This is a genomic window from Chelonobacter oris (assembly GCF_000772535.1).
Classification (GTDB): Bacteria; Pseudomonadota; Gammaproteobacteria; order Enterobacterales; family Pasteurellaceae; genus Chelonobacter; species Chelonobacter oris.
In genome coordinates this window covers 67,251-81,239 of record NZ_JSUM01000015.1, presented here as the reverse complement: position 1 = coordinate 81,239, position 13,989 = coordinate 67,251, and the positions used below count along the sequence as shown (strand labels likewise).

The 13,989-nt window shown below is 48.6% G+C and carries 15 protein-coding genes and 1 other RNA gene; 9 read left to right on the top strand and 7 right to left on the bottom strand.

Annotated elements, in window-relative coordinates; all coding sequences use genetic code 11:
• Window positions 1–35: 35 nt before the first annotated feature.
• The 5 genes from OA57_RS10485 to ruvX all read left to right on the top strand — a co-directional run bounded on the left by OA57_RS10485 (window position 36) and on the right by ruvX (window position 3,671).
• Entirely contained in the window at window positions 36–827 is a 792-nt protein-coding gene (locus OA57_RS10485; protein WP_034617452.1) for a TatD family hydrolase, read from the top strand.
• A 127-nt stretch (window positions 828–954) separates the two neighbouring features.
• The gene (gene rsmE, locus OA57_RS10480) at window positions 955–1,689 is read left to right on the top strand and encodes a 16S rRNA (uracil(1498)-N(3))-methyltransferase (RefSeq protein WP_034617448.1); all 735 of its coding nucleotides are present in this window, start codon (window positions 955–957) and stop codon (window positions 1,687–1,689) included.
• A 23-nt stretch (window positions 1,690–1,712) separates the two neighbouring features.
• Complete coding sequence (gene gshB, locus OA57_RS10475; protein WP_034617445.1) at window positions 1,713–2,663, top strand: glutathione synthase; 951 nt, start codon at window positions 1,713–1,715, stop codon at window positions 2,661–2,663.
• A gap of 25 nt (window positions 2,664–2,688) precedes the next feature.
• Window positions 2,689–3,249, top strand: coding sequence for a YqgE/AlgH family protein (locus tag OA57_RS10470; protein ID WP_034617580.1), 561 nt, complete (start codon window positions 2,689–2,691; stop codon window positions 3,247–3,249).
• Entirely contained in the window at window positions 3,249–3,671 is a 423-nt protein-coding gene (ruvX, locus tag OA57_RS10465) for a Holliday junction resolvase RuvX (protein WP_034617443.1), read from the top strand. Before OA57_RS10470 ends, ruvX begins: the two co-directional genes overlap by 1 nt.
• 80 nt (window positions 3,672–3,751) lie before the next feature.
• Here ruvX and icd read toward each other — a convergent pair whose 3' ends face one another.
• Window positions 3,752–5,002 carry an NADP-dependent isocitrate dehydrogenase gene (gene icd / locus OA57_RS10460; protein WP_034617441.1) on the bottom strand — a complete coding sequence of 417 codons (1,251 nt, stop codon included), beginning with the start codon at window positions 5,000–5,002 and terminating at the stop codon, window positions 3,752–3,754.
• Window positions 5,003–5,144: 142 nt separating this feature from the next.
• On the opposite strand from icd, the gene OA57_RS10455 reads away from it, so the two are divergent.
• On the top strand, window positions 5,145–5,834 hold the full coding sequence (locus tag OA57_RS10455; protein ID WP_034617438.1) for a pseudouridine synthase: 690 nt from the start codon (window positions 5,145–5,147) through the stop codon (window positions 5,832–5,834).
• A 6-nt stretch (window positions 5,835–5,840) separates the two neighbouring features.
• Complete coding sequence (locus OA57_RS10450) at window positions 5,841–6,299, top strand: NUDIX hydrolase (protein WP_034617435.1); 459 nt, start codon at window positions 5,841–5,843, stop codon at window positions 6,297–6,299.
• Between the two features lie 50 nt (window positions 6,300–6,349).
• On the opposite strand, the gene OA57_RS10445 is transcribed toward OA57_RS10450, so the two are convergent.
• The 3 genes from OA57_RS10445 to cysZ form a co-directional block, all read right to left on the bottom strand.
• The gene (locus tag OA57_RS10445; RefSeq protein ID WP_034617433.1) at window positions 6,350–6,955 is read right to left on the bottom strand and encodes a YagU family protein; all 606 of its coding nucleotides are present in this window, start codon (window positions 6,953–6,955) and stop codon (window positions 6,350–6,352) included.
• Window positions 6,956–7,234: 279 nt separating this feature from the next.
• A complete protein-coding gene (cysK, locus tag OA57_RS10440) occupies window positions 7,235–8,185 on the bottom strand; it encodes a cysteine synthase A (RefSeq protein WP_034617431.1) in 951 nt (316 codons plus the stop codon).
• Between the two features lie 120 nt (window positions 8,186–8,305).
• Window positions 8,306–9,142: a sulfate transporter CysZ gene (gene cysZ / locus OA57_RS10435; protein WP_034617430.1), complete on the bottom strand. Its 837-nt coding sequence runs from the start codon at window positions 9,140–9,142 to the stop codon at window positions 8,306–8,308.
• Between the two features lie 325 nt (window positions 9,143–9,467).
• Between cysZ and zipA the strand changes: the two genes are divergently transcribed.
• Together zipA and ligA are read left to right on the top strand one after the other, a co-directional pair.
• Complete coding sequence (zipA, locus tag OA57_RS10430) at window positions 9,468–10,538, top strand: cell division protein ZipA (protein WP_161788348.1); 1,071 nt, start codon at window positions 9,468–9,470, stop codon at window positions 10,536–10,538.
• Window positions 10,539–10,615: 77 nt separating this feature from the next.
• Complete coding sequence (gene ligA / locus OA57_RS10425; RefSeq protein ID WP_034617424.1) at window positions 10,616–12,631, top strand: NAD-dependent DNA ligase LigA; 2,016 nt, start codon at window positions 10,616–10,618, stop codon at window positions 12,629–12,631.
• A 28-nt stretch (window positions 12,632–12,659) separates the two neighbouring features.
• On the opposite strand, the gene OA57_RS10420 is transcribed toward ligA, so the two are convergent.
• The 3 genes from OA57_RS10420 to OA57_RS10415 all read right to left on the bottom strand — a co-directional run bounded on the left by OA57_RS10420 (window position 12,660) and on the right by OA57_RS10415 (window position 13,858).
• A complete protein-coding gene (locus OA57_RS10420) occupies window positions 12,660–13,247 on the bottom strand; it encodes a 5-formyltetrahydrofolate cyclo-ligase (protein ID WP_034617577.1) in 588 nt (195 codons plus the stop codon).
• A 32-nt stretch (window positions 13,248–13,279) separates the two neighbouring features.
• Window positions 13,280–13,462: non-coding RNA, 6S RNA (gene ssrS / locus OA57_RS12440), on the bottom strand.
• An 81-nt stretch (window positions 13,463–13,543) separates the two neighbouring features.
• The gene (locus OA57_RS10415) at window positions 13,544–13,858 is read right to left on the bottom strand and encodes a cell division protein ZapA (protein WP_034617422.1); all 315 of its coding nucleotides are present in this window, start codon (window positions 13,856–13,858) and stop codon (window positions 13,544–13,546) included.
• Between the last annotated feature and the right edge of the window lie 131 nt (window positions 13,859–13,989).

The following is a 13,989-nucleotide window of genomic DNA, read 5'->3' as shown; positions in this document are numbered from 1 at the left end:
TAATGGCACTATTTACCGACAAGAAGAAAGCCGTTATGCCGTTTTTCGACACCCACACCCATTTTGACTATCTGCTGCAACAACTCAACCATTCTGTTGCACAAGGAATTGCCGAAGCCAAAAGTGCCGAAGTAGAAAAAATCCTGATTGCGGCAGTCATGCAAGAACAGTTCCAAGCGCTGTTTGAGTTATGCGCACAAGCCCCGCAACATCTATGCTACGGGCTGGGGCTGCACCCGCTCTACATCAAACAACATCAACAGCACGATTTGGATAACCTAAAAGTGCGGCTGCAAACCAAACCGCACTTGTGCAAAGCGGTTGCCGAAATCGGACTGGAAAGAGCGGTTTATGAGTTAATTAGTGCCGAAATGTGGCAAAAACAGTGCTATTTTCTGGAAAGTCAGCTCTATCTCGCCAAACAGTTCAACCTGCCCGTCAGCCTGCATTCCCGTCGCAGCCACGATCAGCTTTATCCCTTTTTAAAACGGATTTCATCCAGTAAAAAAGGCGTAATTCACGGCTTTGCCGGCAGCTATCAGCAAGCGAAACGCTTTGTCGACTTAGGTTATTTTATCGGCGTCGGCGGCACAATCAGCTATCAGCGAGCCAATAAAACCCGCGAAGCCATTCGCCGCCTGCCGCTCGACAGCCTCGTTCTGGAAACCGACAGCCCCGACATGCCGCTGTTCGGCTATCAAGGCCAACCGAATCAGCCGAAACGGATCCGACAAGTATTTGAAACCCTATGCCAGCTGCGCAACGAACCGCCCGAACAGCTTCAAACCGCACTTTGGCAAAACAGCGGCTCGATTTTTGATTTTTAGCTATGCATTATTAGAAGCAAGCGGCTTAATTTATGCCTTATCGTTCCAATAATCCACGAAAGTGCGGTTAGTTTTTTACGTTTATCAATGTTATGATGAAAAAAACCTAAACAACGATAAAAAAACTATGCGAATTCCACGAATTTATCACCCTGAATTACTGACTCGGGCTACATTTTGTGAGCTGAGCGAAGATGCGGTCAACCATGTCGCGCGAGTGCTGCGCATGAGCGCGGGGCAGCAACTTGAATTATTTGACGGCAGTAACCATATCTATCCTGCCACCATCGAAACGATCGGTAAAAAATCGGTCAAAGTGCGGTTGGCGCAAGCGATGGAGGACGATCGCGAATCACGCCTGATTTTGCATTTGGGACAAGTAATTTCGCGTGGCGAGCGCATGGAATTCACTATTCAAAAATCGGTCGAACTGGGTGTGAATGTGATTACCCCGTTGTGGTCGGTGCGTTGCGGTGTAAAACTGGACGCTGAACGTATAGAAAAGAAAATCCAGCAATGGCGAAAAATTGCGATTGCCGCTTGCGAACAGTGCGGCCGCAATCGTATTCCGGAGATTCGCCCGATGATGAAACTGACCGACTGGTGCGCCGAACCAAGCGAAATGTTGAAGCTGAATCTGCACCCGCGCGCCGAATTCGGCATCAGCCGCCTGCGACATATTCCACCGCAAGGCGTACGGCTGTTGATTGGTTCCGAAGGCGGTTTATCACCGCAAGAAATTGAAATGACCGAACGGCAGCATTTTCAATCCGTTTTGCTCGGCAAGCGCATTTTGCGTACGGAAACCGCTGCCTTGACGGCAATTACCGCACTTCAAGTCTGCTTCGGCGATTTGGGTTAATCGGCATAAATAAGGAGTAGATTATGATTAAACTCGGGATTGTCATGGATCCGATTCAATCCATCAATATTAAAAAAGATTCCAGTTTCGCCATGCTTGAGCAGGCGCAAGCGCGCGGCTATCAGTTGTACTACATGGAAATGAATGATTTGTTTCTGGAAAGAGGGATAGCGAAAGCCCGTATGCGGCAATTGAAAGTGCGGTATGACTATAACGGTTGGTTTGAATTTTTAAGCGATGACACCCTTGAACTGGCGGAACTGGACGTGATTTTGATGCGCAAAGATCCGCCGTTCGATACCGAATTTATCTATGCCAGCTATATTTTGCAACGTGCCGAAGAGCAAGGCTGTCTCATCGTCAATAAACCGCAAAGCCTGCGAGATTGCAATGAAAAACTCTATACCGCTTGGTTTGCCGATCTGACGCCGGAAACATTAGTGACCCGTGATACGGCACGGATTAAAGCTTTCCATCAGCAGCACGGCGATATTATTTTGAAACCGTTGGACGGCATGGGCGGCAGCTCGATTTTCCGCGTCAAACAAGACGACCCGAATCTGTCGGTCATTATTGAAACCCTGACCGGTTTGGGCAAGCACTATTGCATGGCGCAACGCTATATTCCGGAAATCGTCAACGGCGACAAACGTATTTTGGTGGTGGACGGCGAGCCCGTACCCTACTGTCTGGCGCGGATACCGCAACAAGGCGAAACCCGTGGCAACTTGGCGGCCGGCGGCAGCGGCGAAGCCCGTCCGTTAACCGATCACGACTGGAGTATTGCCAGAACCGTAGCGCCGCATCTCAAGCAAAAAGGATTAATCTTTGTCGGACTTGATGTTATCGGCGACAAGCTCACCGAAATCAATGTCACCAGCCCGACCTGTATCCGCGAAATCGAAGCGGCATTTCCGCAAGTTTCCATTAGCGGCATGTTAATGGATGCAATCGAACGTCGCCTAAAAAAATAACGTGACACGGAAACCGATTGATATGATGAAATTACAAGACCGTTTTTTATTGGCGATGCCGGGTATGGACGACCCGTTTTTCAAAAATGCCCTGATCTATCTTTGCGAACATAACGAACAAGGCAGCATGGGGATTATGCTGACACGCACCACAGAGTTAAGCGTGGCGGAAATCATCGCCAAAATGAATTTCCTGATCGCTGATCAACGCCACTATCAGCAAGATGATGTGGTGCTTATCGGCGGGCCGGTCAGCGTTGAACGCGGTTTTATCCTGCATACCAAATGTGTGCCGCCCTTTCAGCACAGCGTTGCCGTTTCCGATCAGATTTGGCTGACCACTTCTGCCGATGTGTTGCAAACCATCGGCCGCCCCGACGAGCCGGAAAAGTATTTGGTTGCGCTCGGTTGCTGCACTTGGCGAAGCGGTCAGCTGGAACAGGAGATCGCCGACAATGCTTGGTTAGTACTCGAACCGAGCGAACACTTGCTGTTTGATGTGCCGCACGATCGCCGTTGGTTGGAAGCCAACCGCTCTTTGGGCTTTGAACCGACCCATTTGACCGCACTTGCAGGGCACGCCTGATGGGATTCACCGCACTTGCCTTTGATTTCGGCGTAAAAAGCATTGGTTGTGCCGTGGGGCAAAGTATCACCGGCACCGCCCAAGCCTTATCCGCTTTTAAAGCCAATGACGGCATTCCCAATTGGGATCTGATTGAGAAATGCCTGCAAGAGTGGCAACCGACGGTCGTCATTGTCGGTCTGCCGCTAAATATGGACGGCACGGAACAAGCCATTACCCAGCGGGCAAGAAAATTTTCACAACGCTTGCACGGTCGCTTCGGTGTTGCTGTCGAATTACATGATGAACGCCTCAGCACCGTCGAAGCCCGTGCCGAAATTTTTTCCCGACGCGGTTTCAAAGCCTTAGACAAAGGCAAAATCGACTCCATCTCGGCTTGTATTATTTTAGAAAGCTGGTTTGAAATTCAAACAGTCTATTGAGCCCCGAATCGCCATTGTTCAATCCGCAATAAAAAACCACAATAGCTATATTGTGGTTTTTGGGTTTACCGCACTTTAGGCTACATATTAGCCACAATATCCTGTGCGAATTCAGAACATTTGCGCAAGGTGGCGCCGTCCATCAGGCGTTCGAAATCGTAAGTAACGGTTTTATTGGAAATGGCTTTTTCCATGCCGCCGACCACCAGATCCGCCGCTTCGATCCAGCCCAGATGACGCAGCATCATTTCGCCGCTCAGGATCAGTGAACCCGGATTGACTTTGTCTTGCCCGGCATATTTCGGCGCAGTGCCGTGGGTCGCTTCAAATATGGCGCATTCATCACCGATATTCGCCCCCGGCGCAATGCCGATTCCGCCCACTTGTGCCGCTAAGGCATCGGAAATATAATCCCCGTTCAGATTCATGGTTGCAATCACATCATACTCTTTCGGACGCAACAAAATCTGTTGCAAAAACGCATCGGCAATCACATCGTTTACGGTAATGGTTTTGCCGTTATTCGGATTTTTGAACTGCATCCACGGGCCGCCGTCCAACAACTCCGCCCCGAACTCTTCCTTGGCGACGTCATAACCCCAATTTTTGAAAGCGCCCTCGGTAAATTTCATGATATTACCTTTATGCACCAATGTAACCACTTCGCGGTCATTATCAATCGCATATTGGATCGCAGCCCGCACCAAGCGCTGTGTTCCGGCTTTTGATGTCGGTTTGATGCCGATACCGCAGTCGTCGGTAAAGCGGATTTTGGTAACGCCCATTTCCGTGGTCAGAAAATCAATGATTTTTTCCGCTTCCGCCGTGCCGGCCTGCCATTCGACACCGGCGTAAATATCTTCCGAATTTTCACGGAAAATCACCATATCGGTATATTCAGGGTGTTTTAACGGGCTTGGCGTGCCCTCATAATAGCGCACCGGTCGCAGGCAGATATATAAATCCAACAATTGGCGCAACGCCACATTTAAGGAACGAATGCCACCGCCGATCGGGGTGGTCAGCGGACCTTTAATCGCCACACGGTAGTCCTTGATCAAATCCAATGTCTCTTGCGGCAGCCATTCGTTTTCGCCATAAATTTGGGTGGATTTTTCTCCGGTATACACTTCCATCCATTCGATTTTGCGTTCGCCGTGATAGGCTTTCTGCACCGCCGCGTCCAATACCAAACGCATTGCCGGCGTGACATCCACCCCGATCCCGTCCCCCTCGATAAACGGAATAATCGGATTGTTCGGCACATTCAACCGCCCGTTTTCCAGCGTGATTTTACTTCCTTGAGTAGGGACAACGACTTTGCTTTGCATATTTGCTCCTTTTTTCCGTTTGGGATGTATCGTTGATAAAAATATACTGTATCTTCAAGCAGTAGAATAGTATAGTTTTTCCGAAAAGATTTCTTTTATTCATATCACACTTTAACAATTTTTTTAATAATTATTTAACATTATGCCGAAACCCAATACTGTAAACCGCACTTTCCGCAACCGCACCACAAAAGTAGCAAACAAACGGCAAGCTCGCCGTAGCGTGCCGCTGACCTTCGAACAAACCCAAGTGATTTTATTCAATAAGCCGTTTGATGTGTTAACCCAATTTAGTGACGGACAACAGCGCAAAACCCTGAAAGACTATATTCCGATTAGCGATATTTACCCAGCCGGACGGCTGGATCGCGACAGCGAGGGGCTGTTACTGCTGACCAACAACGGGCAACTGCAGCACCGTTTGAGCAATCCGACCTTTAAACAGGCTAAAACCTATTGGGTGCAAGTGGAAAATATCCCTGACGAAACCGCACTTGAGGCGTTGCGCCAAGGCGTGGAACTGAAGGACGGCAAAACCTTGCCGGCCAATGTGCGGTTAATCGCAGAACCCGCCAAGCTGTGGCAACGTATACCGCCGATTCGTGAACGCAAACAGATTCCGACGGCGTGGCTGGAATTACAGATTTATGAAGGTCGCAACCGCCAAGTGCGGCGAATGACCGCACATATCGGTTTCCCGACTCTGCGCCTGATTCGTGTCGATATTGCCGGCTTCAACCTGCAAAATTTAGCCAGCGGTACATACCGCACATTAAGTGAATCAGAGAAAGTGCGGTTGTTCAACCAGATGAAATTCCCCCTCAAACCGTGAAATCCTATGCATAAACCGAATATAACCGTAGCCTGCGTTGTCCATTGCCAAAATAAATTTTTATTTGTCGAAGAATGGGATAACGGCATTTTAACACTGAACCAACCTGCCGGACATTTGGAAAAAGACGAAACCCTGATCGAAGCAATGTTGCGTGAACTATGGGAAGAAACCGGTATTCAAGATGTTATGCCGGATTCATTATTAAAGATATACCAATGGCGCGCGCCGCTAAGCGATACTGATTTTCTGCGTTTTACCTTCGTACTGGAGCTGGATCACTGCTGCGAAATCACGCCTCACGACAGCGATATTACACGGGGTTTATGGCTGAGTTATTCGGAATTTCAACGCTATATCCGCCAAACAGGGCAAGGCGCACGAAGCCCATTAGTGGCAAAATCGATTGAAGATTATTTTAACCAAACCACCTATCCGCTGAATATACTGAAAACCATTAAGTAAAAATCCGGCCTTTGCGCCGGATTTTTTATTTTCACATATTATCGAATCGATTAACGGAACGGCGTGTTCAGCGGCACTTCCGCATCCGGTTCGTGGGTAATGCGGTTACGCAGATCACGACGGATAACCTCGATTGTCCAGAACCAGAAAATATGCCCCACCAGTTCGGAAACGTGTTCATACATCGGCCACTCTGCCACCGGCGGTGTCAAGCCCAATAACGGGAAAGTAATGTAGTGAACGCAAATGTTAGCGATAATACCGGCGCCGATACCCTGCCAGAATTTGATTTTAGGGAAACGCTCCGCCACGATACAGTAACCGATAGCAAATACCAGCGAGAAAATCATGTGGGTTACGCCAATCCAGTTGAATCCATGATCCGCAAAGGTAAATACGGCTTGTGTCGGATCAATGCCGATATAGTCACGCAAGAAAACGTGCGGCGGGTTCAAAAAGGCGCGGGAACAGACTTCCAACGCTTGTGACGGATCCTGACAGGCAGAAACGAATAAATCAATCGGACTGCGCGGCGGAAACGGATGCTCGGCTCCCCATTTTACAAATGCAGAGATAATACCGGCAATGATACCGACAAAAATCGCTACGCCATAACGACGACGTGTCGGATCAGTTTGTGCAAATAAACCTGACATAATTTACTTTCCTGAATAGGTTGGTTAATAAAAACGGAACAAAAATCTTACCCATATTTTTATTGATAAATTAATTATCAAATCAATATGAATCGTTGCTGATTTTATGCCTAATTCCACAGTAGTCAATCATAAAAAAAGCAAAAAACGATAATCGGTTACATAATGTAACATTGAATCAACATAAAAAGATCAGAAAATTTATTTTATTTACATATTTTCGATAATAAAAAACCCCGATAGAGTTCATCGGGGTTCAAATCCTATTACGATGTACTATCAGGCTTCGATACCGTCGAAAAGTGCGGTACTCAAATAACGCTCGGAAGCCGACGGCAGAATCACCACCACCAACTTATCGGCAAATTCCGGCAATTTGGCGATTTTATCGGCGGCGGCAACGGCCGCACCGGATGAAATGCCGCCTAAAATCCCTTCTTCCGCCATTAAGCGGCGTGCCGTTGCAATGGCGGTTTCACTGTCTACGGTTTCAACACGATCCACCAAATCCAAGTCCAAATTTTTCGGAATAAAACCGGCACCGATGCCCTGAATTTTATGCGGCCCCGGTTTGACGTCTTCACCGTTACGGGTTTGGGTAATCACCGGAGATTCGGTCGGCTCGACCGCAACCGACACAATCGCTTTACCGAAATCCTGTTTAATCGCACGGCTGACACCGGTTATGGTTCCGCCGGTTCCGACACCCGCAACCAAGACATCGATCTTGCCTTCGGTTGCATTCCAGATTTCAGGGCCGGTGGTTTTTTGGTGAATCGCCGGGTTCGCCGGATTTTCGAATTGTTTTAAAATGATATAACGGTTCGGATCGGAAGCGGCGATTTCTTCTGCTTTGGCAATCGCCCCTTTCATGCCTTTTGCGCCTTCCGTCAACACCAGATTCACACCCAAGCCTTTCAATAACCGTTTGCGCTCCAAGCTCATGGTTTCCGGCATGGTTAAGGTAATTTTATAACCGCGTGCCGCTGCCACGAATGCCAAGGCAATCCCGGTGTTGCCGCTGGTGGCGTCGACAATTTCTTTTTCTTTGGTCAATGTTCCGTCTTGCTCTGCCTGCCATACCATGTTGGCGCCGATACGGCATTTTACGCTGAAGCTCGGATTACGCGATTCGATTTTGGCAAGCAAATTGCCGTTGTTGCCGAAATGCTTTAAACGGACTAAAGGGGTGTTGCCGATTGTTTGGGAATTATCTGCAAAAATTGTCATATTAACCTCTCGGTGTTGTCAGAAATATACACGGTAAACTACAAAATCATGCCGACAGCATAATCGCTTTTAATATAAAAAATTAATGGTTTATCGTTATACTTTATAACTGACGGTTATTTATCGCGATAAATCCGTGCCGCGACGCGTGCCAACCTCGGTCGAAGTGCGCGTTGCCGGCGTTCCGCCCCACGCTGTCCGTTCCCCGTTATCCGCCGTTGACACAGGGCGGTAATGATCGACCCAAAGTGCGGTTGCACCGCAAACCGCCACCGGAATAATAATAAAATTCAAAAACGGAATAAAAGTACAGATCGACACCAATCCGCCGAACGTCAAATTCAAGTTCCGCTTTTCCGCCAGTTGGTAGCGCATTTGCCGAAACGCAATCTTATGATTGTCAAACGGGTAATCGCAATACTGAATCGCCGCCATCCAAGCACCGTACAGAAAAAATAGCGGCGGAATCAGCGTTTGCCCGACTCCCGGAATAAAACTGAGGATAAACAAACCGATAAATTTCGGGAAAGCGTAAGCAAATTTTTGCCACTCACGCAGCAGAATCCGCGGCGTATCTTTCACCAGATCCAGCATCCCCATCTCGTCACTGTCTTCCCCGGTCAGCATTCTTTCCACTTTTTCCGCTAAAATGCCGTTAAACGGGGCCGCAATAAAGCCCGCCAATAAATTAAAGATAAAGAAAAACACAATCAGAACCGTGATAATCGCCAAGCCGTAAATAAGATAGCTCAACCAATCCAACCATGACGGCACAAAGCTGACCGCCCATGTCGCCAGACTGCCGATTTGCCCCAACATTAACCAAAATACCGCCACCAGTAGCACGATATTGATCAGAATCGGCATCACCACAAAGCGGCGCAAACCCGGGCGGGTGATCAAATGCCAGCCGCGCAAAAAATATTCAAGCCCTTGTTTAAATTCAGATTGAAACATAAAATTTCCTGTCTTTTCAGTTCATTTTTTCCCACTATAAGGGAGTGTCCGATGCAAAGCAAATATTGATTATCCGTGCCGATTTCAAGGATAACATCTTCACTTGACGAAAAAATATGATAAGCTACCGAAAACAGAATCAATCTCTATCTGTAGATGTTGTTTGCTTTCCTGAATATCTGCGAGAGTTTATGTACCCCGGGGCAACTTTAAAAGAAATAGGTTCATAATGGATTTACATATTATTTTAATTATTCTCATCGTACTTATTTTGGTGATTCTCGTGGCTCACGGGCTCTGGTCGAGCCGGCGGGAAAAATCACAGATGTTTAAATCAGCCAACACCTTCACCTATGATTCCCGCACGGAAGGGCAAGATTTACTGGATCGTGTTCCCGGCACGGGCACAACCGCCTCGGTCATTCAAAATCAGAATATGCAAGATGAAATATCTGCCGCGACAAGCGAAAACGCTGCGCCGCCGCAAGCGCAAACCGTTGCGCAACCGCCCCAGCCGCAAGTGTCGGTCGAACAGGCTGTAAACAACATCCGTATCACCCTGCCCCCACAAGCTGCGGCACAATACAATGAGGTCGAGCAAGCGTCAAGTGCGGTCAGTGCGGAATCTCTCTCCCGTTCCGCCTTATTAAACCGCACGATCGCCGATTTGGAACAGGAACTCGACAGTGAAGAAGGCATCAACACCTCTTCAGATATCCTGCGAGAAGAACTGGCAAGGGCAACCCAGCAAAGTCATGTTAACGTCTCGCAATCGATAACCGACACACCCTCAACACCGACCACCGCGGCCGAAAATATTCGCACCCGCCTGAATCCCGAACAGCACATTCGGCAGCCGCTATCCGATACCATGGCGACAGAAACCGTCTCCGCTCCAACCACGGCCGCCGAAAGTATTCGTGCCAGTCTGAATCCAGACCCGCAAACCCGACAACCGCAGTCCGATACCGAGCAAACACCAACGGTAACCGCAGAAAAACCGCAAACACTGGTCTTATATGTGGTCGCACCGAACGGACAGAGCTTCGCCGGCACACAGATTATTCAATCATTGGAAAGCCTCGGCTTCCTGTTCGGGCAGCATAGTCTGTATCACCGCCATTTAGATTTGGACGGTAATTCGCCTATCCTGTTCAGTGCCGCCAACATGATGAATCCGGGCATTTTTGATTTAAACAATATTGCGGATTTCCGTAGCGTCGGCTTGGTTTTGTTTATGCACCTGCCGTCGCCGGGCAGCGATTTGGCCAACTTTCGCTTATTGTTACGCGCCGCACAAACGCTGGCGGAACAATTAAACGGGCAGGTACTGGACGACAAACGACAGCCGTTTAATGAACAGAGCAAAAACCATTACTTAAGTTTGATCAGCTAAACGCAACGATTATTAAACGCCTTAACCCTGACCGCACTTTCCACGCAAAGTGCGGTATTTTTTGGAATCGAAGAATCATGAATACACCATCCGCTTTGCAGCAAATCCAACAACTCAGACAACAGCTTCGACATCATGAATATCTGTATCACGTGCTGGATCAGCCGCAAATTCCCGACAGTGAATACGATCGCCTGCTGAATCGGTTAAAACAATTGGAAGCCGAGCATCCGGAATGGATCAGCCCGGATTCCCCGACCCAGCGTGTCGGCGCCAAACCGCTTGCCGGTTTCCGACAGATTACCCACGAATTACCGATGTTATCGCTGGATAATGCGTTTTCCGATGAGGATTTTTATGCGTTTGAACGCCGTATTCAAGAGCGGTTGGGGCATACCGAAGCGTTGACATTTTGTTGCGAGCCGAAACTGGACGGTTTGGCGGTCAGTATTCTATATCTCAACGGCATATTGACCCAAGCCGCTACCCGCGGCGACGGTACCACCGGCGAAGACATCACCGGTAATATTCGTACCATTCGCAATATTCCGCTACAACTGCTGACCGATAATCCGCCCGCCCGTCTGGAAGTGCGCGGCGAAGTGTTTATGCCGCATCATGCTTTTGAACAACTCAATCAAAATGCGCGGCAACACGGTCAAAAAACGTTCGCCAACCCGCGCAATGCGGCGGCAGGTTCGTTGCGCCAGCTTGACCCGAAAATCACCCGCCAGCGCCATTTAATGCTGAATGCTTACAGTATCGGCATTTCAGAAGGTGTCGACTTGCCCGATACGCATTATGACCGCCTACAATGGCTGAAATCGATCGGCATTCCGATTAATCCTGAAATCCGCCTTTACCAAGGGGGACAAGCCGTCTTGGACTATTATCGGAATATCGCCCTCAAGCGTGAAACGCTCGGTTACGACATTGACGGCACAGTGCTGAAAATCAATCAAATCGACCTGCAAATGCGGTTAGGTTTTGTCGCCAAAGCACCGCGTTGGGCGATTGCCTACAAATTTCCGGCACAAGAACAGCTAACCTTATTAAAAGACGTTGAATTTCAAGTCGGACGCACCGGTGCGATTACCCCGGTCGCCAAACTAGAACCGGTTTTTGTTGCCGGCGTCACCGTCAGCAACGCCACCCTGCATAACGGCGATGAAATCGCACGTCTGGGGGTGGCTATCGGCGATACGGTGATTATCCGCCGTGCCGGCGATGTGATCCCGCAAATTACCGGTGTCATGTTGGAACGCCGCCCTGCCGATGCCAAACCGATTGTGTTTCCTGAAACCTGTCCGGTTTGCGATTCCGCCATCGTTAGGATTGACGGCGAAGCGGTCGCCCGTTGTACCGGCGGCTTATTTTGCGATGCACAACGCAAAGAAGCCTTAAAACATTTTGTCTCGCGCAAAGCACTGGATATCGACGGCGTGGGTGATAAGCTGATTGAACAATTGGTTGATCGCGAATTGTTACACACGCCTGCCGATCTGTTTCGTCTCGATAAAACAACCCTGATGCGCTTGGAACGTATGGGCGAAAAATCGGCACAAAATGCGTTGAACAGCCTTGAAAAAGCGAAAAAAACCACCCTTGCCCGTTTTATTTTTGCTTTAGGTATCCGTGATGTCGGTGAAGCGACCGCTCAAAATCTGGCCAATTATTTTAAAACGCTTAAGGCAATTCGCCACGCTGATCAAGAGCAGCTGAAAGCGGTACAGGATGTCGGCGAAGTGGTCGCCATGCGGATTTATCTGTTCTGGCAGGAAGAGCACAATGTCAGTGTAGTCGACGATCTGCTGGCACAAGGCATTCACTGGGATAAAATTGAAGAGAAAGAAATTGGCGACAATCCGTTAAAAGGGAAAAATGTGGTACTCACCGGCACCTTGACCCACATGACCCGCGATCAGGCAAAAGCCTATCTGCAACAATTGGGCTGTAAAGTCAGCGGCAGCGTATCGGGCAAAACCGATTATCTGATTGCCGGTGAGAACGCCGGTTCTAAGCTCGGCAAAGCACAACAATTAGGCGTTCAGGTATTGTCGGAAGAAGAATTTTCAGCATTGGTTTCGAATTAAGCACGGCGCTTTAGGGCGCCATTCGATGCTAACCGACCAAAATCGTCCTTAACGGCACATCCCAACTTTCAACCGGCAAGCGCTCTACTTGCTGACATTGATGCGCCAGCCCGACCGGAATAAAATGTTTCTGCGACTGTTTCTGTTGCCAGTCCTGCAAAGTGCGGTCATAAAAACCGCCGCCCATGCCTAAGCGGTTACCCTGTCGGTCAAATGCGACCAACGGCGTAAAAACCATGTCTAATTCGGATTGCGGTATCAGTGCGGTAATGTCTAACAGCGGTTCAGGAATCGAAAATTGATTGGGTTGTAACACTGAATCCGGCAGATAGCGGAAAAACAGCAAATGCCCGTCCACAAACGGATGCAAACGCGGCAAACAGACGGTTTTACCTTGTCGCCACAATTTTTCGATTAAAAGTGCGGTTGAGATTTCGCCGTTAAACGCCAGATACAGCGCAATCGTTTCTGCCCGATGCCGCTCAATCAATCGCAACGCTTGCTCGCAAACCGCACTTTCCGCCCGACGCTGCTGCTCCGGGCTTAATTGTAAGCGTTTTTCACGCATCTGCCGACGGAGGTTTTGTCGTTGTTGCCGAATACTGATAGCGGACATTGCCATAGCTGAAAATCTGAGTAGATGGAGGAAAGGAACCCGGAGTGCCGTTGCGAATAATCGGTCCTTGAACCCTACGGTTCAAGGGAGCCAGTCATACCGCCTTAAGGCTTCTCAGTCGAGCTGAGCTTGCACACCGACAGTGGGGGACCGACTCAATAAAATTTAAGTATCGGCTCAGGGACTTAATCCGCTGACGTACACCCCAGGAAATTTGTTATCTGAATACTAGCCTACTTTGCCAAAAAGTACCAGTGTTACAACGTGATAATGTGTTCGGCCGCACATTTTTAAGACTATCTGTCTAAAATTTGCATATCATTACCGATTTCCGCCAGCGCATGGCTTAACGAATCGTCCAACTGCTGAATCCGTGTCATCAACGTATCTTGTTGTGAACTTTTTTGCTTTTCCTGCTGTAGTTCAAAGGTTAAATTCAATGCCACAATCGACAAAATACGATCCATCTGCAAAATGCCGGTGCGCTCTTTCAATTCTCCAACCCGTGCTTCCAGCTGAGAAGCGGCTTCACGCAGTGCCGCCTGCTGTTCTTCCGGACAATTTAATCGTAAAACCTGACCAAAAATATGGAGTTCTATATTTTTAGACATCTGCTGACCCCGTTGATTCGCTGATACATCTTTATAAAAAAGTACCGATTATTATGCCACAGTCTGCAATTTTCACCATAGCCAAAGCGAGTTTTGTTGGTCGTCATTCGCTTTGAGTGCTAAAATAAAGC